The sequence below is a fragment of the Cupriavidus malaysiensis genome (genome assembly GCF_001854325.1).
In the GTDB taxonomy this organism is placed as follows: domain Bacteria; phylum Pseudomonadota; class Gammaproteobacteria; order Burkholderiales; family Burkholderiaceae; genus Cupriavidus; species Cupriavidus malaysiensis.
The window spans coordinates 465,507-486,078 of sequence record NZ_CP017755.1; the positions used below are offsets into that span (position 1 = coordinate 465,507).

At 60.9% G+C, this 20,572-nt stretch carries 20 protein-coding genes; 11 read left to right on the forward strand and 9 right to left on the reverse strand.

Features of this window, described 5'->3' with window-relative positions:
• Positions 1–26 precede the first annotated feature (26 nt).
• A complete protein-coding gene (locus BKK80_RS21990) occupies positions 27–461 on the forward strand; it encodes a hypothetical protein (RefSeq protein ID WP_071071254.1) in 435 nt (144 codons plus the stop codon).
• 141 nt (positions 462–602) lie between these two features.
• Here the strand turns inward: BKK80_RS21990 and BKK80_RS21995 are convergent, their stop codons facing one another.
• The 5 genes from BKK80_RS21995 to BKK80_RS22015 form a co-directional block, all read right to left on the reverse strand.
• Positions 603–1,172: a YdeI/OmpD-associated family protein gene (locus BKK80_RS21995; protein WP_071071256.1), complete on the reverse strand. Its 570-nt coding sequence runs from the start codon at positions 1,170–1,172 to the stop codon at positions 603–605.
• Between the two features lie 108 nt (positions 1,173–1,280).
• Positions 1,281–1,871 carry a class I SAM-dependent methyltransferase gene (locus tag BKK80_RS22000; RefSeq protein WP_071017027.1) on the reverse strand — a complete coding sequence of 197 codons (591 nt, stop codon included), beginning with the start codon at positions 1,869–1,871 and terminating at the stop codon, positions 1,281–1,283.
• Between the two features lie 140 nt (positions 1,872–2,011).
• A complete protein-coding gene (locus BKK80_RS22005; RefSeq protein ID WP_205683737.1) occupies positions 2,012–3,034 on the reverse strand; it encodes a HEAT repeat domain-containing protein in 1,023 nt (340 codons plus the stop codon).
• A gap of 133 nt (positions 3,035–3,167) precedes the next feature.
• Positions 3,168–3,845 (reverse strand): HEAT repeat domain-containing protein, encoded by a 678-nt coding sequence (locus BKK80_RS22010; RefSeq protein WP_071073194.1) that lies wholly within the window; start codon positions 3,843–3,845, stop codon positions 3,168–3,170.
• A gap of 155 nt (positions 3,846–4,000) precedes the next feature.
• Complete coding sequence (locus BKK80_RS22015; protein WP_071071259.1) at positions 4,001–4,903, reverse strand: LysR family transcriptional regulator; 903 nt, start codon at positions 4,901–4,903, stop codon at positions 4,001–4,003.
• Between the two features lie 109 nt (positions 4,904–5,012).
• Between BKK80_RS22015 and BKK80_RS22020 the strand changes: the two genes are divergently transcribed.
• Entirely contained in the window at positions 5,013–5,747 is a 735-nt protein-coding gene (locus tag BKK80_RS22020) for an SDR family oxidoreductase (RefSeq protein ID WP_071071261.1), read from the forward strand.
• 226 nt (positions 5,748–5,973) lie between these two features.
• Here BKK80_RS22020 and BKK80_RS22025 read toward each other — a convergent pair whose 3' ends face one another.
• Positions 5,974–6,291, reverse strand: coding sequence for a MerR family transcriptional regulator (locus BKK80_RS22025; protein ID WP_231908178.1), 318 nt, complete (start codon positions 6,289–6,291; stop codon positions 5,974–5,976).
• A 127-nt stretch (positions 6,292–6,418) separates the two neighbouring features.
• Between BKK80_RS22025 and BKK80_RS22030 the strand changes: the two genes are divergently transcribed.
• A complete protein-coding gene (locus tag BKK80_RS22030; RefSeq protein WP_071071263.1) occupies positions 6,419–7,249 on the forward strand; it encodes an aminotransferase class IV family protein in 831 nt (276 codons plus the stop codon).
• Positions 7,250–7,452: 203 nt separating this feature from the next.
• Here the strand turns inward: BKK80_RS22030 and BKK80_RS22035 are convergent, their stop codons facing one another.
• The 3 genes from BKK80_RS22035 to BKK80_RS22045 are packed head-to-tail and all read right to left on the reverse strand — an operon-like array spanning position 7,453 to position 9,373.
• On the reverse strand, positions 7,453–7,953 hold the full coding sequence (locus BKK80_RS22035) for a TPM domain-containing protein (RefSeq protein WP_071071266.1): 501 nt from the start codon (positions 7,951–7,953) through the stop codon (positions 7,453–7,455).
• The gene (locus BKK80_RS22040; protein WP_071019724.1) at positions 7,953–8,804 is read right to left on the reverse strand and encodes a TPM domain-containing protein; all 852 of its coding nucleotides are present in this window, start codon (positions 8,802–8,804) and stop codon (positions 7,953–7,955) included. The genes BKK80_RS22035 and BKK80_RS22040 overlap by 1 nt, the downstream gene beginning before the upstream one ends.
• Positions 8,801–9,373 carry a LemA family protein gene (locus tag BKK80_RS22045; protein ID WP_231908247.1) on the reverse strand — a complete coding sequence of 191 codons (573 nt, stop codon included), beginning with the start codon at positions 9,371–9,373 and terminating at the stop codon, positions 8,801–8,803. The genes BKK80_RS22040 and BKK80_RS22045 overlap by 4 nt, the downstream gene beginning before the upstream one ends.
• A gap of 258 nt (positions 9,374–9,631) precedes the next feature.
• Here BKK80_RS22045 and BKK80_RS22050 point away from each other — a divergent pair, with 258 nt between their 5' ends.
• The 8 genes from BKK80_RS22050 (at position 9,632) to BKK80_RS22085 (ending at position 20,572) form a co-directional block, all read left to right on the forward strand.
• On the forward strand, positions 9,632–10,816 hold the full coding sequence (locus BKK80_RS22050) for a methionine adenosyltransferase (protein WP_084545689.1): 1,185 nt from the start codon (positions 9,632–9,634) through the stop codon (positions 10,814–10,816).
• 175 nt (positions 10,817–10,991) lie between these two features.
• Positions 10,992–13,451 (forward strand): heavy metal translocating P-type ATPase, encoded by a 2,460-nt coding sequence (locus BKK80_RS22055; protein ID WP_157903299.1) that lies wholly within the window; start codon positions 10,992–10,994, stop codon positions 13,449–13,451.
• Positions 13,452–14,012: 561 nt separating this feature from the next.
• Positions 14,013–14,273, forward strand: a complete 261-nt coding sequence (locus tag BKK80_RS22060; protein ID WP_071019716.1) for a DUF2933 domain-containing protein — start codon at positions 14,013–14,015, stop codon at positions 14,271–14,273.
• Entirely contained in the window at positions 14,273–14,938 is a 666-nt protein-coding gene (locus tag BKK80_RS22065; RefSeq protein WP_071019714.1) for a methyltransferase family protein, read from the forward strand. Before BKK80_RS22060 ends, BKK80_RS22065 begins: the two co-directional genes overlap by 1 nt.
• A gap of 35 nt (positions 14,939–14,973) precedes the next feature.
• Positions 14,974–15,240 carry a DUF5676 family membrane protein gene (locus tag BKK80_RS22070; protein WP_071071274.1) on the forward strand — a complete coding sequence of 89 codons (267 nt, stop codon included), beginning with the start codon at positions 14,974–14,976 and terminating at the stop codon, positions 15,238–15,240.
• A 152-nt stretch (positions 15,241–15,392) separates the two neighbouring features.
• On the forward strand, positions 15,393–17,330 hold the full coding sequence (gene ftsH / locus BKK80_RS22075; RefSeq protein ID WP_071071278.1) for an ATP-dependent zinc metalloprotease FtsH: 1,938 nt from the start codon (positions 15,393–15,395) through the stop codon (positions 17,328–17,330).
• On the forward strand, positions 17,311–18,114 hold the full coding sequence (gene ppk2, locus BKK80_RS22080) for a polyphosphate kinase 2 (RefSeq protein WP_071019705.1): 804 nt from the start codon (positions 17,311–17,313) through the stop codon (positions 18,112–18,114). The genes ftsH and ppk2 overlap by 20 nt, the downstream gene beginning before the upstream one ends.
• 43 nt (positions 18,115–18,157) lie before the next feature.
• Positions 18,158–20,572 (forward strand): heavy metal translocating P-type ATPase, encoded by a 2,415-nt coding sequence (locus tag BKK80_RS22085; protein ID WP_071073201.1) that lies wholly within the window; start codon positions 18,158–18,160, stop codon positions 20,570–20,572.

The window sequence follows — 20,572 nt, forward strand, 5'->3', positions numbered from 1 at the left end:
TGCCTTGACTTTAAAAGGAGGTGGTGATGGACAAGAGGCGGGTAATCTCTCTCATTGCGGCATTGACTGCCATGCCAATAGCCTTCGCGGGCGGCTTGTCGGATTCCGATGCTGGAACTTATGAGTACCTGGGAAAAAATCGTGCTCCCACCGGTGTCCTTTACCGACTCTCTCATTCAAACGGGAAATGGGAGGCATCAGGGAAAATACCTGGGAAAGAGTGGAAGAACATCTCCTGCGATGCGGGCTGCGAGTACAGGAACAGCACGGCAAAAGAGATCCAGAGCTACTTCCCGCCTGACTGGCTGGCCGGCGTGGAGATCGCTTGCATCCAGAATACGGCCCAGGCCTTCTGCCGGTTCTCACCGAACCAGGATGCAGGCAAGGCCGGTCACGTGGTCGTTGCTCTGGTGACGGGCAAGCCAATACCGATCCTGGTCCGGCGGGTGGATGGCCGGTAGTTGTGCCGATGGTCGCGCCGGTCCGCAATCCGACCCGGAACGCCTGCCCGACGAAGGATTGCCTGATGTCTGTGTTCACTCGGTCCGGTCATCAAGGCTTATATGCCCCGTTTGGCAAAATCTCCGGAAGAAGTGCAAGGCCTACGGATGGAAGGTTTCGCCCCGGTTCAGCATGTTGACGAATTCTTCAATTTTCCGCGCCCTTGTTTCCGGCTTTTTTGCATTCTGTAGCCGAAACAGGATGGCATAGCGGTTACGGCTGTTCAGTGTCGCGAAAAACTGCTTGGCTCCCGGATTGGCGTCCAAAGCCGCCCGCAGGTCGTCCGGCACGATCGAGTGACTGGCCGACGTATAAGCAGCCTGCCAGCGGCCGTCTTTCCTCGCCTTCTCGATTTCGCGCATGCCGGGCGGGCGCATCCTGCCTGCGGCGATCAGCGCTTCCGCCCTGTCCTTGTTGAGTTTGGACCAGATGCTTCTTGCGGAGCGTGGGGTGAAGCGTTGTAACCAGTACTGGTCGCTCTCGGCCTGCTTTTGACCGTCGATCCAGCCATGGCAGAGGGCGCTTTCCAACGCCTGTTCGTAGCTGACGGTCTGCTGCTCCGTGCCCTTCTTCGCCAGACGCAGCCATGCTCCGGCCGAAGTGCTGCCGTGTTGCCCTAGCCAGCTTTCCCATTCGGCCTGACTGGTAAATGTCAGAGCGCCTTCGGTCATGTCACTGTCCTGGAAGGTCGGAAAATCGGAAGGTCGAGTCCATGCGGGGGAAAGCCGTCCGGGGCTGGCCGTGCTGAAACGGACATCATTGTCCGTGGTGCGACAGGGTCAGCCGTTCTTGCGGACGATCAGCCGATGCACGCGTTTGCCCGACGATTCACTGACAAGGTCTTGCTCATCCAGCACGTCGATGGTGTCGCCGAGGGCGGCGCGCACCTGCGCGGTATCGAGCGCCGCATACAGGCGGCCGCGCGCGTCACGCTGCGTGTCGTCGTTGACGCGCCAACTCAGGTACAGCGTGCCGCCGGGAGCCAGCAGCGCGGCCAGCCGGGCTGCCGACGCCAGAGCGGCTGGCGGGTCCAGATGCATGAGTACGGTCTCGCAGAGCACGTTGCGGAACGCGCCAAGCGGCACGCCGGCGAGTTCCGGCAGCGCCGCCTGCTCGAAGCGCAGGCCTGGATAGCGGTGCCGCGCCTCGCCCAGCAGGGCCTCACTCGCGTCGTAGCCGGTGGTATCGAACCCGCGCGATGCGAGCCACGCGGTGTCACGCCCCGCGCCACAGCCGACGTCCGCGGTCGGCCCTGGCGAGAAGTACTGCTCAAGCAGGGCATACATGTCATCTGGCGGCGGCTGGTCGAGCCAGTCTTGTGCGTACGCCGCGGCGTGAGCGTCGTAGGCGTCGAGTGTCGTGCGGTCCATGTCGCGGTGTTCCTCGGGAAGCCGGGTGCGCGTAGTTTAAACCGATCGCCGCGGCGTGGCGCGGCACCCTCTCCCTGGGTCGGCAGGCGCCGATGGACGCTGTCGGTTCTCCGCGGTGAGGCGACGTCGGAGCACGGCCGCTACGCAGATACCTGGCGTCTGAATGGATTGCGAATGCCGATCACGTAGCGCGCGGTGCGCGCCACCGCCGGATCCGGATCGGCGGCCAGCCGTTCAAGCAGGGCCGACGCCGTGTCGTCGATTTCGGCGAGCGCCTGGCAAATGCGGCCACGGGTCTGGGCATCGGCTGCGCCGTCGGAGATCGCTGCTTCAAAGCGTTCCACGATTTGCCTGGCGATCGCTGGGTCGTCCGCCAGATCGGCCAACGCATCGGCTGCCTCGACATCGTGCGCCCCGACGAGAACCTGCTCGATCAGCAGGGGAATGGCGTCGGCTATCCCCCATCCGCCGAGCACGCGCGCGGCGCGATACCGCACGCGCTCCGTGGGGTCGAGGAGCGAGCCACGCAGCGTCTCCACCGCTTCGGCGCCGCCGAGTTTCGCCAGCGCAAGCACGGCACGTTCGCGCAGTGCCGGATCCGGATCCTGCAGTGCCGCGCCAAGTACGCCGACGCCGCTGCCCTCGGTTCTTCCCAGCGCCCAGTGCAGCGTACCCGCGACATTCGGCTCCTGCTCCTGAAGCAGGGCGTGGGCGATGAGTGCTGCCAGCGGGGCATCGCTGGACGCGGCGTCGAATGCAGCACGCTGTCGCTCAGGCGCATGCGCCGAGTCCAGTCCTTGCAACAGGTGCACGACTTCCAGCACTGCTGGCCAATCCTCGGGAGAGGCGGCGGATACGGCCGCCAGCCGGGAAAGCAAGGCTTGCTCTGCGGCCAGCCGCTCGCGGCAGCGAACCATCAGCGCGTCGATGAGTACATCGGGGCGAGGTGCTTGCCGGCTGAGCGCCTGACGCACCTCGGCGAGCCCAAGGCCCAGCGAACGGAGGCTTTCCACCTGGAACAGGCGCCACGCATCGGCTTGCGAGTACTCGCGGTATCCCGCTTCCGTACGTCCCGAGGGGCTGACCAGTCCGATCGCGTCGTAGTGCCGCAGCATGCGCGCGCTGACGCCGGAACGATCGGCCAACTCGCTGATGCGCATCATTTGTCTCCGGTGTCATCTGGGTCATGCCGCCCCGCGTCCCGGCCTGGGCGCCAGGCGGGCCTCGAAAATTCTATCAAACCGCCGACGGCGTCCATCGCCCCGGCCAAGGCGCGGCGCACCACATCGATCGCCGTCAATTTGCCGCTTCGCCGGCGCTGAGCAAGGGGGTACGAGCACGCCAGGCGTCGGCCGGATCCAGCACGAACGCACCTTCCGGGTCGGCGATCAGCCTGAGGCTCGCGCAGGCATGAACGCGCGCCGCCGGGTCCCGGTGCCGGGCCGCCGCCGCATCGAGCGGGGCGACGGCGTCGTCGCCAAGCCTGAGCAATGCCCGGCTCAGACTCCGCTTGAGGTCCTTGTCGCCGCGGCCCAGCTCGAGCACCAGTTCGTGTGCCAGGGCAGCCCGTTGCCCGCTCGGCACCAGCCCCGCGGCGGTGCGCCACGCCGTCCGTGCCACCTCCGGATCGGGGTCATGCAGATGTCCGGTCGTGATCGATGGCCAGGCCGTGGGGTCACCGATCTTCGAGAGCGTATGCAGCGCCTGGCTGCGCGCTTGCGCCACCGGCGAGCGCAGTGCGTCGCGCAGCAAGGGCAAGGTCAGATCCCGCGCATGCCGGGTCAGCGCCCAGGTGAGCATGTCGCGAACGAAGAAATCCGGCTCGACGCCGCAACGCTCCACCAGCAGCGTGATCTGGCCCGGATCGGGCGCCGTGCCGGCACCGAGCGCGGCCGCAAGACGGCGCGACGCGTCCGCATGCTCGAGTGCCGTGGCCAGTGCGTGATGGGAAGTCGGGAGATGGTGATGGGTCATGAACGCCTCCTTGCCCGACATTGGGCGCCTTGTCACTGTGACAAGGTCAAGCGCTTTCGAGCGGGGGCGTATTCACGCCACGCGCCGGGAAACCCCGGCGCTACCGCGCAACCCCGGCGGCCGGCATGCTCGCGCTGGACATCGATGGCAACGCCTCAAGTCTTGTCGCGCCCCAGGGTCGCCAGGAGAAAATCGATAAAGCTCACCAGCTTGGGTGGCATGTTCGGATCGGGCAGATGCACCACGTGGACGGGCCAGGTCGGGGCCGGCCAGTCGGGAAAGAGACGGACGAGCCGGCCCGCATCCAGGTCGTCCTGCAGCATCACCTGGGGTTGCAGGATGATGCCCAGTCCTGCGAGCGCGGCTTCGCGCAGCGCGAGACCGCCGTTGACGTCGAGATGACCGCGCACCGCGATGCGCTCCACGCCATTGCTATCGGGGCGTGGAAAGCGCCATTCACGTTCGGGGCCATTCGCCCCTATAAAGGCCAGGCAATGGTGTTGCAGCAGATCCGCTGGCACCCGCGGATGCCCGTGGCGCGCCAGGTAGGCCGGTGACGCGCAGGCAATACGCGGGGAATGGGTCAAGGCCCGCGCAATCAGGCCCGAGTCCGGCAGCACACCGGCGCGGATGGCGACATCGAAGCCTTCCTTGGCGAGATCGACGAAACGGTCATTGAGCGACAGCTCGATCTGGACCTCGGGATAGCGGTCGAGATAGCCGGAGAGCGCCGGTACGAGCACGCGTGTGCCATAGATGACCGGGCTGCTCACCCGCAATCGACCGCGCGGACTGCTCTGCATCTCGCGCGCATCCAACTCGGCGGAGTCCACCAGGGCCAGGATTTCGAGACATCGCGCGTGATAGCGCCTGCCGAGTTCGGTCAGGCTCTGGCGCCGCGTGGTGCGATTCAGCAGCCGGCCCTGGAGGCGCCGTTCCAGCTCACGGATATGGTTGCCGACCATGGTGGGCGTCATGCCGCTGCCTTCGGCCGCAGCCGCGAAGCTGCCGCGTTCGACGACGCGTGCAAAGATCGCCATGCTGCTGAATCGATCCATTCGCAAATCCTATTAAGGAGTGTTCGAAGAAATGGCGGCTTTATCAACTTTGACTAAACAATAATACTCAGGTCCTCGCTTCCCCCACAACCGACAGCAAGGACCCACCATGACTATTGCGAGCACGAACCTTCAGCACCAACGCGTCGTCCTGCTGGGCGGCACCTCGGGGATCGGCCTTGCCACGGCACGCGCCGCGCTGGCCGCCGGTGCCTCGGTGACGGTGGTGTCATCACGCAGCCAGCGCGTCGCCGAAGCCGTCGCCAGCCTCGGCGACGGGGCCGAGGGCTGCACGGTCGACCTGAGCGATGCATCTGCTGTACGCGGGCTGTTCGAACGACTCGGACCGTTCGACCACCTGGTCTACAGTGCCGGCGATGCGCTGCAGACCGGAGCGCTCGCCGACATGGATCTCGATACGGTCCGCCAGGTATTCGATCTGCGCGTCTTCGGCGCCATCGCCGCGGTCAAGCATGCGACGCCGTATCTCCGTCCCGGCGGCTCCGTGGTGCTGACCAGTGGTGTCGCCGGCCTGCGGCCACATAAGGGTTGGGTTGCACTGGCCAGCGCCTGCAGCGCATTGGAAGGCCTCACGCGGGCATTGGCGGTGGAGCTGGCGCCCATTCGCGTCAACCTGGTGAGTCCAGGCCTGGTGCGCACGCCGCTGTGGGCCAATCTGCCCGAAGCCGACCGCGAAGCGCTCTACGCCGCGAGCGGGGCGGCCCTGCCGGTCGGGCGTGTCGGCGAGGCGGAGGACCTCGCGCAGGCGTACGTCTACTTGATGACCAATCGCTATGCCACGGGGCAGACCGTCATCGTGGACGGCGGTGGCGTGCTGGTCTGATAGCCATAGGCTGGATGGATCGTCGACATTGGGTAGGTCTGAGCGGCTTCCGGACCACCGGATTTGCAACCGGCTGGGTCCGGCCAATTGCTGCCACCGGGTTAGAACAGTTCAAAGTCCGCTGAGCACAGTTAACGGACCTCAGCTCGTCACGTAACTGGCGTCTGTTGCAATCCTGAAGCTGAAAAAGCACCATGCGTCGAGCGCCCTGCTTGGAACACGCGCCTTAAGACTCGGACAAATCCAATGCGGCCAGGTAGCTCGCCACGGTATCCCGGCTCTCAGTCAATTCGCGAAGCCTTATCTCTAGTTGCTGCAATTCGCTGGTTAGAACTGCCCGAATTTCGTCACAGTCCTCAAAAACTGCGGGGTCGTCTTCCCTTACGCAGGGCAGCAGAACCCGGATCGCGTTCAATTTCAAGCCGGACGCATTGAGTTGGCGAATACGAATGGCTGCCAAAAGCTGTGAGTCGTCATAGTCACGATAACGCGCTTCGGTGCGGGCAGGTTGCAACAGTCCCTGCTGCTCGTAGTAGCGCAACATTCGTTCACTGACACCGCTACGTTGGGCTAACTCTCCAATCCGCATTCCGAACCTCCTTGCAACAGGACTTGACATTGACAGCGCTGTCAAAGTCTAACCTAACGCTTTCATCAACGAGGAGTTATGGATGACAGGTATCGTCAACACCCTTTCCAGCGAAGCAACAGCGCAATGTGATGGACGCACTGCATCTTCGGTCGACTTGGCTCCAGTCGCGTTCGCTGGCTACGCCCATTTCACCGCCTTGCAGGTACGAGAAGGCAAGGTGCGTGGTCTGGATCTCCATCTTCAGCGCTTGCGCAAGGCCTCCCTTGCTATGTTCGGACGCTCATTGGCGGATGAGGATGTCAGAAAATACCTTCGCTCAGCACTAGAGCTGAAGCCTGAAGGCAACTTATCCTTGACTGCCACCATCTATTCATCTGCAGGAGAATTCACGGCAGCAGAAAGCGAAGCTCCCTTGAGCATGCTGGTCCGGACATCATCCGCATTCAATGGCCCGCAAGGGCCTTTGCGGCTGGATATGGTGGACCACCAGCGAATGCTGCCTGAAATCAAACATGTTGGAGAAATCGCAAAAACGTGGTTTCTTCGCAAGGCTGTGGAACATGGCTTTGACGACGCTGCGTTCGTGGATGCAGAGGGTCGACTTAGCGAGGCGACCATTTGGAATCTGGCCTTCTGGGACGGTAGCTCCGTGCTGTGGCCTCGGGCTCCGATGCTGAGGGGCACCACGATGTCCATAGTGATGCGTCAGCTTGAACGTATGGGCATCTCGCAACAGCATCAGGACATCACGATGGACTCGCTGAAGGCTCTTCACGGTGCAGTGGTCATGAACTCATGGACTCCGGCTGTCGAAGTGCGAAGCCTTGGTGCCATCGACATACCTTCTGCGCCGGATTTCGTAGCGCTGCTCCACCGAGCCTTTGCAGCAGAGCCCCTGATGGAAATTTGAATTCCGAAAGCAGTGGTTGCCGTTGAGTACGTGAATGTCGGCTCAGGGTCGGGAGGCGACGATTGCCGCCTTGCTGCGGTTGACCGAGTTCGGCCAGTTACGGTCATCTGTCGAAAGCGATCCTATGACCGTTGTGAGTCTGGAATGCGACACACGTCGCTCCCCCACGGACCTCACACCTGTACCAGGCTCTTCACCGCAACCTACAGAATCACTGGCGTGTTGAGCAATTCATCCGTGCCGCCAACGCCAGTGGGAAAGTGTGTTGCCAGAAGGCTTCCGATGGCCTCTATGCCCCGAAGCACTCCCTGCTTGAACTCGTTCCGGCGAAAGGTGTCCTCCATCTGCCGGCAAATGGCGTCCCACTCTTCTTGCTTCACCCTCGCATGGATGCCACGGTCAGCAACAATCTCAACGCTGCGGTCTGCCAGCAGCAGGTAAATCAAGACGCCATTGTTGTGTTCGGTATCCCAAACATGTAGATGCGAAAAAACCTCGATGGCACGCTCACGCGCCGTGAGCCCCTTGCTTAGCGCTGCAAAGCTCAGCGCCCCCTCTACGGCGAAGCGCAGCTGTCCGATGTGAGTAGACTCGCTGGTCGCGATGGCCTGCTCGATTGCGAGCAAGGTTTCGTGCGGGAAGGTCCGCCTGACTCGCCAGTGCGTCATCAGCAGATGTCGCGCCATGCGCTGAAGGTTCGCCATCACCATTTTCCCGAGGCGCCGCCGCCGCCAAAGCCACCACCGCCGCCACTGAAGCCGCCCCGTCCAGACCCGCCACCGAAGCCGCCACGGCCGCCGATTCCCCGAAAGCCCATATGGGAACCGCCAAACATCGTAAAGACGAGCGCGATAGCGCCAGCCATGACGCCGACGGCGATTGCTCCGGAAAGTACCCAGCCAATAATGCCGACCACGCCCCCGGTGGCAACGGCACCTGGTCCTCTGCCCAGGAGGGAACGCAGCACACCGCCCACTACGAGCGTCAGCACTAGGATGACCGGCAGGAATTGCCTCACCGAGTCATCGCCGCGCTCGCCTCTTGTTCGCCTCGTTGGGGGTAACGGCTCGCCGTTGATGACACCAATAATGCGTTCGACGCCAGCCGTGACGCCGCCATAGAAGTCCCCCTGCTTGAAGCGGGGAACGATGTCATCGCTGATGATGCGCTTGCTCATCGCATCGGTGAGGACACCTTCAAGGCCATAACCGACCTCGATACGCATCGTTCGGTCGTCTTTCGCGATGATGAGCAGGGCTCCGTCATCCGCTCCTTTACGCCCGAGTTTCCATTTCTCGACCACGCGGATGGAGTATTGCTCAATGACTTCGGGTTGCGTGGTCGGAACCATCAGCACGCCTATCTGACTTCCCTTCTCGCTCTCGAAGGCTTGCAGCCTTTGTTCGAGGGCAGCCCGCTGTTCGCTTGTCAGCGTGCCGGTCAGGTCAGTTACGCGGGCCGTGAGGGCGGGAACGGCGATGTCCGCCGCAGCGCCCAGAGACACCGAAACGAGCAAGACCAGGAACAAGCCTTTGGCAACCGCAAGCCATTTCACTTGGCACCCCCAGGCGCGCTGGCGGGAGCCCCACCGAAGTCAACCTGGGGTGGCTTGGCTATCGCCGTTTCGCTTGCAACCGTAAAGTTGGGCTTCTCCTTGTAGCCAAAAGCCATTGCCGTCAGGTTGGAGGGTAGCGAGCGCACGGTCACGTTATAGGCCTGCACCGATTGGATATACCGGTTTCGCGCGACGGTTATCCGATTCTCGGTACCCTCGAGTTGGGACTGCAAATCCCTGAAGCCAGCATCAGCCTTCAACTGCGGATAGTTTTCAGAAACCGCCAGGAGCCTCGACAACGTTCCGGACAACTGCTGCTGTGCGGCCTGGAACTGCGCAAATGCCTTCGGGTCGTTCAGGGTCTCGGGTGTGACCTGAATGGTGCCAACCCGAGCTCGCGCCTCAGTTACCTGCGTCAGAACCTCACGCTCATGGCTGGCGTAACCTTTCACGGTGTTCACCAGGTTTGGCACCAAGTCAGCACGGCGTTGGTACTGGTTCACCACCTCCGACCAGCTTGCCTTGACCTGTTCATCCTGAGTTTGAATGGTGTTGTAGCCGCATCCCATCAGACTTATCAGGAGTATTGCCGCCAGTACCAACCATAGCTTTCGCACGAGACTTCTCCTTCCTTTTGCTGCCAGCGCCTGCGGTCCCGGCATTTAAGTGAGGGTACGCCCATCGCAAATCGGGTTTTCATCACACATCCTAGGTCGCGCGAAAGGCCGATTGCTTGATTTGCCTCAACAGCGGCGGCGGACGCCGGGGCGACCATGGGCGTGGCTACATAGAATGGCGATATGGTGCCTTTGTGATTGGGGTGAGTGATGCCGGCCGCCGAGAACATTGCGATTTCCGTCTCAACTGCGCCGTTGCAGTGGATGGGACAAACTGAGATGTGCGAGCACAAAGGCGTCGGACACCCGGACAGCCTTTGCGACGGCGCCGTCGAGGCTGCGGCCCATGCCCTGTGTCGCGCGTACCTTGAGGCTTATGGCGCAATCCAGCATTTCAACCTCGACAAGGCGCTACTCATTGGCGGCATAAGTGCGCCGAAATTCGGTGGCGGGCAACTCCTGCGCCCGATGCGGTTGATGGTCTCGGGCCCTGTCACCGAACTGCCATCTGCCAAGGCTGACCAAATCGTTGAGCAGGCCATTCGCGACTACTTCGTGGCCTGCTTAGGCAGGGCCGGCGACGATATCCGGGTAGAGCCCATACTCCGCCCTTCGGCCCCAAACCTCCGGCGCGTCACTGGCACAACATCCGTCCCGCTGTCGAATGACACTTCTTTCGGCATCGGGTATGCGCCACTTTCCAGCCTCGAGAAGGCTGTGCTCTCAGCCTCGCAGTTACTCCGCTCAAGTGATTTTGAGGCTTCTTTTCAGGCGGCCGGACATGATTTCAAAGTCATGGGCAGTCGACTCGATGGGCATCACCGTCTCACCATCGCGCTGGCGTTTGTTGACCGCTATATACGCGCGGTCGATGAATACTTCACTGTGAAGGGCCAGATTGCGTCATACCTTACGGACCGCATCGAACCGGCGGTTGAGATTGCCATCAATACCCTGGACGACAGCGATGCCAGTAATGAAAGTGGAATCTACCTGACCGTCACAGGCATGAGCGCGGAGCATGGCGATGACGGCCAGGTGGGTCGTGGAAACCGGGTCAACGGCTTGATTACCCCGTATCGGCCAATGTCCTTGGAAGCAGCAGCGGGAAAGAACCCGGCATCGCATGTTGGCAAGCTTTACAACGTGCTCGCCCACCGGTTGGCTGCGCGCATCGCGGCGGACATGGACGGCGTCAACGAGGTTGTGGTGCGGCTGCTGTCCGGCATCGGCCGCCCAATCGACCAGCCGCAACTGGCAGCCATCGATGTTGTAGCCGAACAGGGGCTCTCGCCGACTCAGCAACAGGAAATCCGTGAGCTACTCCGGCAGCAGCTGGCCAACCTTCCCACGTTGGTCAGGGAACTGGCGACAGGGACGATTCCCGTGTTCTAAGGCCTTCTCGCCTGCCGGCAGCCATCACTAAGGCACCATTTTCGAGCATCGCCCTCTTTGAGAAGGCGCGGCAATTCGCATTCCTTGATTGACGTCAATAAGCAAGTTCCCCGAAGGACGAGACTATTGAGGTAAATCCTGCCTTCCAGCCGCCAATCGCCCCGAGGAGGATGGCATGTCGACCAGGTCCGCTACCCCTACGGTTGGAGAAGAATCCACCATCATGGGTGGGCACGCGCCCCAACCGACAAGTCACCTGGATACTGCTCGCCAGCAAAACGTGCGCGACCCTGTTTGTGGCATGGAAGTTTCTCCCGGGGAAGCGGCCGCCAGTGCGGAAGTCGACCACAAACGCTATTGGTTCTGCTCCAGCCACTGCCAACAGGCGTTCCTCGTCAACCCGGCCCGATACATTCGGCCGCCGCTCGCCGAAGATACCCCAGGGGGCGCAAGCATTTCTCCGCCCCCCACGGCCGTACTCCCAGCGACCACCGCCGGTGCCAAGCAAACCGCCAAGGACCCCATTTGCGGAATGATGGTGGACAAGGCGACGGCCCTGTCCGCCGAGCGTGGCAACCGCAAGTACTACTTCTGCAGCGAGAGTTGCCTACGGACTTTCGAATCGCCAGAGAGCGAGTTGAAGGCCATGAAGACACGCGTGACGATTGCCCTCACGGGCGTCCTCGCGCTTGCTGTGCTGCGAGCGGGTGCCTTCCTGGCCCTGGCAGCCGGCGCCACCCTGCTGACGTGGGCACCGATTCCGGCTCTGCCTTGGTTCACGTGGGGCATGTGGCTGTTCTTGTTGGTCACGCCAGTGCAGTTCATTGGCGGCTGGAGCTTCTACAAGGGCGCGTGGAACGCCATCCGAACCCGCAACATCAACATGGACTTCCTCATCGCATTGGGGACGTCCATCGCGTATTTCTACAGCGTGGTGGTGCTGTTCTTTCCAGCCTGGCTGCCGGTCAAGGTCGAGGAGCGGGACGTCTATTTTGAGGTGTCGGCGGTAATTATTGCCTTCGTGCTACTTGGCAAGTACATGGAGGAAATTATCAAGAAGAAGTCGTCGGCAGCGGTACGGCGCCTGCTCGACCTCCGTCCGGCCGTCGCGCATGTGTTGCGTGATGGGAAGGAAGTGGAAATCCCGGCCGAAAGCATCATGGTCGGAGAGGCGGTTGTCGTGCGCCCGGGGGAGAAGATTCCCACGGATGGCAAGGTCATGGAGGGTGAGTCCAGCATCGACGAGTCAATGTTGACCGGCGAGTCGATGCCCGTTGAGAAGAAGCCTGGTACTGCCGTCATAGGCGGCACCCTGAACCGCAGCGGCGCGTTTACGTTCCAGGCGACAAAGATTGGCGCCAATACCGCGCTCGCCCAGATTATCAAGATGGTCGAGGACGCCCAGGCCAGTACCGCGCAGATTCAGCGGCTGGCGGACCAGGTCACCGGTTACTTCGTGCCCGCCGTGGTTTCCGTTGCCATGTTGGCCCTGGTGGGTTGGAGCGTCGCGGGGCACTTCCCCCATGGGCTGCTCGCGTTTGTGGCAGTTCTGATTATCTCTTGCCCATGCGCCTTGGGCGTTGCGACACCTGCCGCCCTGATGGTCGGTGTGGGAAAGGGCGCCGACAATAGCATCCTGATACGCGGCGGCGAAGTACTGGAGCGGGCCGAGAAACTCACAGCAGTTGTCTTTGACAAGACGGGTACGATTACACGAGGCGAGCCGACCGTCACCGATGTCATCTCATTGTCGAACCATGAGGAATCGACGCTATTGACCTTGGCTGCCGCCGTCGAAAGCGGGTCTGAACATCCTCTGGGCGAAGCCATCGTGCGGGCTGCCCAACATCGCGGCCTCGCCATTCCCAAGGCAACCGGCATCACCGCCCTGTCTGGTATGGGCATACAGGGGCAGGTCGACGGGCAACAGACCTGGCTCGGAAATCGACGGCTGTTTGCGCGCCAGGGAATTTCGACCTGTGACGCTGAGTCGGTGCTGCAAAGGCTCGAGGCCGACGGGAAGACCGCCATGCTGGTAGGCGCTGGTAACACGCTGCGTGGCATAGTCGCAGTGGCCGATACGGTGAAGCCAGAGGCCACCGAGGCTGTCGGCGCCTTGAGGGCACGCAACATCAAAGTGGTGCTGCTCAGCGGGGACAACCGTCGGACGGCGGAGGCCATCGGCCGGCAAGTCGGCATAGACAAAGTGATTGCTGAAGTCATGCCGGAAGACAAGGTCGAAACCATTCAGGCCTTGCAGAAGCAGGGCGAAGTCGTGGCGATGGTAGGTGACGGCGTCAATGATGCACCGGCACTCGCAGCGGCGGACATCGGTATTGCCATCGGCTCTGGCTCGGACGTTGCCAAAGAGACGGGAAGCATCATCCTCATCCGCGACGACGTCCGTGATGTGGTGGCATCCATCGAGCTTTCGCGTGCCACGATGCGCAAAATCAAGCAGAACCTGTTCTGGGCGTTCATCTACAACACCGTTGGCATCCCAGTTGCTGCGTTCGGACTATTGAACCCCATCTTTGCGGCAGCGGCCATGGCGCTGTCCTCATTGAGCGTCGTGGCGAATTCCGCGTTGCTCAAGCGTGTACGGATTGGCCAGGCCAGTAGGGAGGTGATATGAAACATACTGTCGCATGGATTTGCGCGGCGCTAGCAACGCTGCTTGCCATCGTCGTCGTGCACTGGTTCGGTATATCACCACTCACGCTACTGGTCGCAATTCTTCTACTCTCCTGCCCAGTCGTCGTAGTGTGGGTCAGCTGGCGGCTTTCCCGTCAGTGCGAATGTGACATTCAACAGGCCGTGGAGCGCGAGCGCAAGGCCAGAGGCAATCCTTGACGAGGAGGACTTCACCATGAACTGGCTCTCGCAGAATCTGACGTGGCTCCTGCCTAGCGAATTCGCATCGTGACCTTGATAGCGTGGCAGCGATTCACGAGCCATCGAACCAATCAACGGTGCGCAACGCTACACAACGCAGGAGTACAGCTCCGCTGCCCGTGACCCCGTCACCGGCAATAAGGTGGAAACCGCGCACGCCATTACGGCGAACTTTGAGGGACACACCTTCTTCTTCGAATCCGAAGCGTCGCGCACGGTATTTCGACAAGACCCCTCACGGTACATTCATCGGCACCACCACCACGGTTGCTGCTAAACAATTCCCGAGTCGGAGGCAGGTATGAATCACCAACATAGCAGTCACGAGCATCCAGACGATACGGAGCGGAAGATTTCTCGCTCCAGGCTGGTCTCGATTGGCTTTCTCTTGGTGATTGGCTACTTCCTCTGGACGGAGCACCGGGCGCACGTCATTCAGTTCCTGCCGTTCCTGCTCCTGGCAGCGTGCCCGTTGATGCATTTCTTCATGCATCACGGCCATGGCCACGGTCACGGGCAGCGCGACGAGCGAAACGACATGGGCCAAAAGGGAGAGCGATGATGGAACACAACGCGCAAAACGGCTACGGCCTGTGGTCGCTGGTGATTATTAACTCGGCGGTGTTCCTCATCTTTGCGTTCAGCTTTACCAAACCGAAGACTGCTCGGGACTGGCGCTCCTTTGGAGCCTTCTCGGCGTTCATCGTGGCGCTCTTCACCGAGATGTATGGGATTCCCCTGACCATCTATCTACTGTTGCCATGGCTGTCTGCAAAGTTTCCCAGAATCGACTTCCTGTCCCATGATGCCGGCCATCTTCCGGAGATGATTTTCGGCTGGCAGGGCAATCCCCACCTGGGACCCTTCCACATCGCCAGCGACATCCTGATTTTCGGCGGATTTCTCATGCTGTCTGCGGCGTGGCGAGTCTTGTACAAGGCTCAGCAGGAACACACCTTGGCCACCACTGGGCTCTACGCTCGTATGCGGCATCCGCAGTATGTGGCGTTCATCCTGATTATGTCGGGATTCCTGCTGCAATGGCCCACGATACTCACGTTGGCGATGTTCCCCATCTTGGTCTGGATGTACGTTCGCCTTGCCCTAGCCGAGGAGCGGGACGCACTGGCGGAATTTGGACAGGAATATGAGGCATACCGGCGCAGAACTCCTGGTTTCATCCCGCACTTTGGAGATGGGGAGACGCCTCGGACCAGGCCTCACTGAGGCTTGGCTGGAAGCCGTTGCAATTGGAGGCTGCCATGAATCCCTTCAAAACTGGTGTGACGTTGTCAGCTACGGTCGTGCTCTTCTATGCCTTATGCACGCTCGTCTGGATGGCAGCCCCCGAGCCCTTCATGAACTTCATGAACGCGCTTTTTCACGGGCTTGATTTCCGACGCCTGCAGACTGGCGAATCGGTGTCCTGGTGGTCAGTCATCTACCCGGCCATTGTGTTTGCAGTCTGGTTTTTTGCCGCCGGCAGTTTCTTTGCCTGGCTCTTTAACACCCTCAGGAGTGACCGCTGACCCACAGATGGCATTGACGGTAATGGAACTCTCACCAGGGTCTGAACCCTTGGTGTAAAGCCGGCTCGTTGTTGACGCCGGATGGGCTCGGTGGTCGTGCAGACAGCACTGGTCGCCGAGCTTTTGATTGACCACAAGATGAAAAGGCCCCCATGGAACCGCGTCAACAGTTTTCCCTTTGGTACATACTCGCGGCGGTCACGGCGATGCTTATCTTTCAGAGCGTCTTCCCTCCCTCTCACGTCGAAACGCTGCCGTACAGTGATTTCAAGGTCTTGTTGAAGGCTGGCAAGGTCAAAAATGTCACCCTCGGGGAGGGTGACATCACCGGAACGCTGAGCACCGATGGCATCGAGAATCTACTTCCCAAGCAACAGGTCGACGAAATGCTGCAGCAGGGAAAGGGAGACCACGCATTCTCGGCAGTCCGCGTCAATGACCCCAATCTGGTCCAGGAACTCGAAGCGGCAAAAGTGCGCTTCGTGGGCCAAGCAGACAACAAATGGATTGGCGTTCTGCTGTCATGGATAGTCCCCGCGCTGCTGTTCTTTGCCATATGGAGCTTTCTCATCAAACGAGTAGGCGCTAGCGCCGGCGGCATGATGGAAATTGGCAAAAGCAAGGCCAAGGTTTACATGCAGAAAGAAACAGGCGTGACCTTTGCCGACGTTGCAGGCATCGACGAAGCAAAGGAAGAGCTCGCAGAAATCGTCAACTTCCTGAAAGACCCCCAGCGCTACCGGCGCCTTGGCGGCAAGATTCCCAAAGGGGTATTGCTGCTTGGGGCACCGGGCACCGGCAAGACGCTGCTGGCTAAGGCGGTCGCGGGCGAAGCCGGCGTTCCATTTTTTAGCATGAGCGGCTCGGAGTTCGTGGAGATGTTTGTCGGCGTTGGTGCAGCGCGTGTTCGCGACCTCTTCAGCCAGGCCGAAACCAAGGCCCCCTGCATCATCTTCATCGATGAACTGGATGCGCTCGGCAAGACCCGGGCGCTCAACGCGGTGTCCGGCAACGACGAACGCGAACAGACGCTGAATCAGTTGCTGGTCCAAATGGACGGCTTTGATACCAACAAGGGCGTCATCATCATGGCTGCCACCAATAGGCCTGAAATCCTGGACCCCGCGCTGTTGCGCCCCGGGCGGTTTGACCGCCACGTCGCGCTGGACCGCCCTGACCTGAAGGGTCGCGAGCAGATTCTCAAGGTACACGTCAAGAATGTCGTCCTTGCACCCACTGTCGAGCTGACGAAGCTAGCAGCCCGCACACCTGGCTTTGCTGGCGCCGACCTCGCCAATCTCGTCAATGAGGCCGCGCTTCTCGCTGCCCGCAAGGGCAAGGATGCGGTGGACATGACAGATTTCGATGAGGCACTTGACCGCATCGTGGGCGGACTCGAGAAGAAGAATCGCGTAATGAATCCGCAGGAGAAGGAAACCATTGCCTACCACGAGGCCGGCCATGCCATCGTGGCGGAATCGCGGCCACGTGCCGACCGGGTCTCCAAGGTCTCCATCATCCCGCGAGGCGTAGCCGCCCTGGGCTACACCCAGCAGACCCCGACAGAAGACCGCTATCTCCTGAAGCAGAGTGAACTGCTTGACCGGCTCGATGTACTGCTTGGCGGGCGCATGGCCGAGCAACTTGTCTATGGAGACGTCTCAACCGGGGCACAGAACGACCTCCAACGTGCCACCGACATGGCTCGGCAAATGATTACGCAGTTTGGCATGAGCGAGCAGCTTGGGCTTGCCACTTACGAGGATATGCGGAATCCGCTCTTCAACGACGCGGGCGTCATGCCTCGTGACCGGAAAGAGTACAGCGAGGAAACCGCCCGGACTATCGATGCGGAGGTCCGAAAGATTCTCGGTGACGCGAGCCAGCGGGTGAAGCAGACGCTGCTGGCGAATCGGCACAAGCTTGATGCGCTGGCGAAGCTACTTCTCGAACAGGAGGTCGTAGACCGGTCTACCCTGGAGCTGCTGCTCTCCGAAAAAGTCACCCCGCTGACCTCTGGGAAGTCCCACCCAGCCGCGCCAGAGGCGCCAAATTCTCGGAAGGTGAACCATGAAAACGAAGGCAAGTAGCAAGAGCGCTACTACCGAGATAAGCGCCATCTCCCATGAGACCTACGAGGAGAATCTCCACCTGCTTCAAATCGAACTGGTCAAGCTACAAAAGCACTTCATTTCCTGCAGCGACCGGATTCTGGTGATTTTTGAAGGCAGGGACGCCGCTGGGAAGGACGGCACCATCAAGCGCATTGTCGAACATCTCAGCCCGCGTGAAACCCGCGTTGTCGCGCTTGGGAAGCCTTCCGACCGTGACCGAGGCTCATGGTATTTCCGGCGCTATACAGCCGAACTCCCGGCCGCCGGCGAGTTCACCCTCTTCAATCGCAGTTGGTATAACCGGGCGGGCGTGGAACGCGTGATGGGCTTCTGCACCGACGCCGAGGTTGAGGAGTTCATGGCAAGCGTTCCGGAGTTCGAAGGGATGCTGGTGCGCTCGGGAGTTCGTCTTATCAAGTACTACCTGGACATCAGCAAGCCCGAACAGAAAAAGCGCATCGAGGAGCGCCGCCGAGACCCGCTAAAGCAGTGGAAAGTCAGTCCCATTGACGAGCAGGCGGTGGCACTGTGGAAGAAGTACAGCAAGGCTCGCAATGAGATGTTTGCTCGGACCAGCGACATCGTGCCATGGAACGTCGTGCGCGCCGACGATAAGCGCGTCGCGCGCCTCAGTGTCATCAAGGATTTGCTGACGCGCCTGCACTATGCGGACAAGGACGATGAGCTGATTCGGCCTAATCCTGAAGTTGTCTTCCCTTACGCGGAGCAACATCTGCTGAGCGGGGCGATTGCGAAGTGAACCGGTAGCCCAATGAGACCTGTGAACTACGTGGATGGATGAGATGAAGACCAGCATCATTGAAGTTGGAGGCCTCCTTTCCGTTCTCAGCGCTCACGGGGTGGAGAAGCGCCTCACCAGCTTGCCCGGTGTCGTCAAGGCAGAGGTCAACTGTGTTTCGGGCAGCACGACTGTTGAGTACGACGACGCACTAACCAGCCTGAGTGAAATCAAGGCAAGGCTGGACGAGTGCGGCCATCATTGCCATGGCGAACTGGTGCCACGGCATATTTGCACCCCGGAAGACCCTCCGGCAGCCGTTGCGACGGGAGTTGATAGCAGGCCAGCCAGGACAGCAGCCAGGCTGGCAGCGCTCGGCAGACACGAGGACCATGTCCACGCGGCGAAAGCGCAGGCCCACGCGACACATGACCAGATGGCCCACGACATGGGACATGGCGCCGGCATGGACATGACCGGGATGGTTCGCGATATGCGAAACCGCTTCTGGATTTGCCTGGTCTTTACGATTCCCATCTTTCTCTACGCGCCGATGGGGATGCAGATTCCCATGCCAGCTCCGCCGTTCGGCCTGGGCATGAACCAGTGGCTGTTCCTGCTGGCGAGCGCAGCCATCCTGTACCCGAGTTGGCCCTTCTTCGTGTCTGCGTGGCGCGCCCTCCAGGACGGAACGCTCAACATGGCCACGCTGGTTGTCCTTTCCGTCGGAACGGGCTATCTGTTCAGCGTCGGGGCGACTTTTTTCTTTACCGGGGAGCAGTTCTATGAAGCCTCGGCCGTCCTGCTGGTATTTATCCTGCTGGGACACTGGCTGGAGATGCGAGCCCGTGCCGGTGCATCGGACGCTATCCGTTCACTGATGAACCTGGCTCCCCCCAAGGCTACGGTACTGCGTGACGGTCGAGAGGTGGAAATTCCGACTGCGGAAGTGAAGCTGGGGGACGTCGTCATCATCCGTCCAGGCAGCAAGATTCCGGCTGACGGTGAGGTCATCGACGGCAGCTCGCAAGTGGACGAATCGATGTTGACCGGCGAGTCTCTACCCGTGAGGAAGGGGCCGGGGGACAGCGTCATCGGCGCGACGATTAACAAGAGCGGCAGCATTCGCTATCGGGCGACCAGAGTCGGAAGTGACACTGCACTGGCGCAAATCGTCAAGCTGGTGCAGGAGGCGCAGAACTCCAAAGCGCCAGCACAACTATTGGCCGACCGTGCCTCTCAATGGCTAGTGCTCGCGGCCCTTGCCATCGGCATCACAACGTTCGTCGTGTGGTACTGGTGGTTAGGCCAGACCGTTCTGTTCTCCCTGACGCTCACGATTACGGTCTTCGTCATTGCCTGCCCCGATGCGCTCGGGTTGGCGACCCCGATGGCGGTGATGGTTGGAACAGGCCTTGGCGCGATGAACGGCATTTTGTTCAAGAATGCCTCAGCCTTGGAGGAAGCGACCAAGCTGAATGTCGTTGTGTTCGACAAGACTGGCACCCTGACTATGGGGCAACCGGAGGTCGTGGAAATCTTCGCGCCGCCGGAAGTGGACGCGTACGCCATGCTCGGGCTGGCCGCCTCTGTCGAGCAAGCGTCGGAACACCCACTCGCCCAGGCCATCCTCAAACGTGCCGGTGCACTGGCGAGGCCCGTGGCCACCGGTTTCACAAATGTCGATGGCATGGGGGCCACAGCCGACATCGACGGGAAGCCCGCGCTCCTCGGTAATCGGAAGCTCATGGCTACTTACGGCGTAGATATGAACGGCCTTACTGAGAAGTCCGACCTGATGCAAGGAGCTGGCAGAACGGTCATTCATGTTGCGCATGGCGGCAGACTGATTGGCCTGATTGCCATCGCCGATGCTCCGAGACCGACCTCAGCTGCAGCAATCAAGAAGTTGCGCGAGCGCGGCGTGCAGGTGGCGATGCTGACGGGGGACAACAAGGCCACTGCCGAGCGCATTGCGGCTGACTTGGGCATTGAGTTAGTGCTGTCAGACGTGTTGCCTGGGCAAAAGGCTGAGAAGGTAAAGGAACTACAGGCGCAGGGCAAGAAGGTTGGTATGGTGGGGGACGGTATCAATGACGCACCTGCGCTGACGCAGGCCGATGTCGGATTCGCCATTGGCGCTGGCACTGACGTGGCAATGGATAGCGCCGACATTGTTCTGATGAAGAGCGACCCGTTCGACGTGGTGGGAGCCATTGAGCTGTCGCGCGCTACGCTGCGTAAAATGCACCAGAACCTCTGGTGGGCGGTTGCCTACAACCTTATTGCCTTTCCGTTGGCCGCAGGTGTCCTATACCCATTCACCCTGAGTCCAGCGATTGCGGCAATTTCCATGTCCGGCAGCTCCGCACTGGTCGCAATCAATGCGCTGTTGCTCAAGCGTACGAAGCTGGCCGGTATCCGCGTCGCGTCGCAGTCGGTATCACCCACGGATGTACCGGCGCCTGTTGGTGGCTGA

Bases quoted from the DNA above. Each gene is read 5' to 3' on its own strand.
- BKK80_RS21990 (WP_071071254.1), top strand. From the start codon at position 27: ATGGACAAGAGGCGGGTAATCTCTCTCATTGCGGCATTGACTGCCATG.
- BKK80_RS21995 (WP_071071256.1), bottom strand. From the start codon at position 1,172: ATGACCGAAGGCGCTCTGACATTTACCAGTCAGGCCGAATGGGAAAGC.
- BKK80_RS22000 (WP_071017027.1), bottom strand. From the start codon at position 1,871: ATGGACCGCACGACACTCGACGCCTACGACGCTCACGCCGCGGCGTAC.
- BKK80_RS22005 (WP_205683737.1), bottom strand. From the start codon at position 3,034: ATGATGCGCATCAGCGAGTTGGCCGATCGTTCCGGCGTCAGCGCGCGC.
- BKK80_RS22010 (WP_071073194.1), bottom strand. From the start codon at position 3,845: ATGACCCATCACCATCTCCCGACTTCCCATCACGCACTGGCCACGGCA.
- BKK80_RS22015 (WP_071071259.1), bottom strand. From the start codon at position 4,903: ATGGATCGATTCAGCAGCATGGCGATCTTTGCACGCGTCGTCGAACGC.
- BKK80_RS22020 (WP_071071261.1), top strand. From the start codon at position 5,013: ATGACTATTGCGAGCACGAACCTTCAGCACCAACGCGTCGTCCTGCTG.
- BKK80_RS22025 (WP_231908178.1), bottom strand. From the start codon at position 6,291: ATGTTGCGCTACTACGAGCAGCAGGGACTGTTGCAACCTGCCCGCACC.
- BKK80_RS22030 (WP_071071263.1), top strand. From the start codon at position 6,419: ATGACAGGTATCGTCAACACCCTTTCCAGCGAAGCAACAGCGCAATGT.
- BKK80_RS22035 (WP_071071266.1), bottom strand. From the start codon at position 7,953: ATGGCGAACCTTCAGCGCATGGCGCGACATCTGCTGATGACGCACTGG.
- BKK80_RS22045 (WP_231908247.1), bottom strand. From the start codon at position 9,373: ATGGGATGCGGCTACAACACCATTCAAACTCAGGATGAACAGGTCAAG.
- BKK80_RS22050 (WP_084545689.1), top strand. From the start codon at position 9,632: ATGCCGGCCGCCGAGAACATTGCGATTTCCGTCTCAACTGCGCCGTTG.
- BKK80_RS22055 (WP_157903299.1), top strand. From the start codon at position 10,992: ATGTCGACCAGGTCCGCTACCCCTACGGTTGGAGAAGAATCCACCATC.
- BKK80_RS22060 (WP_071019716.1), top strand. From the start codon at position 14,013: ATGAATCACCAACATAGCAGTCACGAGCATCCAGACGATACGGAGCGG.
- BKK80_RS22065 (WP_071019714.1), top strand. From the start codon at position 14,273: ATGGAACACAACGCGCAAAACGGCTACGGCCTGTGGTCGCTGGTGATT.
- BKK80_RS22070 (WP_071071274.1), top strand. From the start codon at position 14,974: ATGAATCCCTTCAAAACTGGTGTGACGTTGTCAGCTACGGTCGTGCTC.
- ftsH (WP_071071278.1), top strand. From the start codon at position 15,393: ATGGAACCGCGTCAACAGTTTTCCCTTTGGTACATACTCGCGGCGGTC.
- ppk2 (WP_071019705.1), top strand. From the start codon at position 17,311: ATGAAAACGAAGGCAAGTAGCAAGAGCGCTACTACCGAGATAAGCGCC.
- BKK80_RS22085 (WP_071073201.1), top strand. From the start codon at position 18,158: ATGAAGACCAGCATCATTGAAGTTGGAGGCCTCCTTTCCGTTCTCAGC.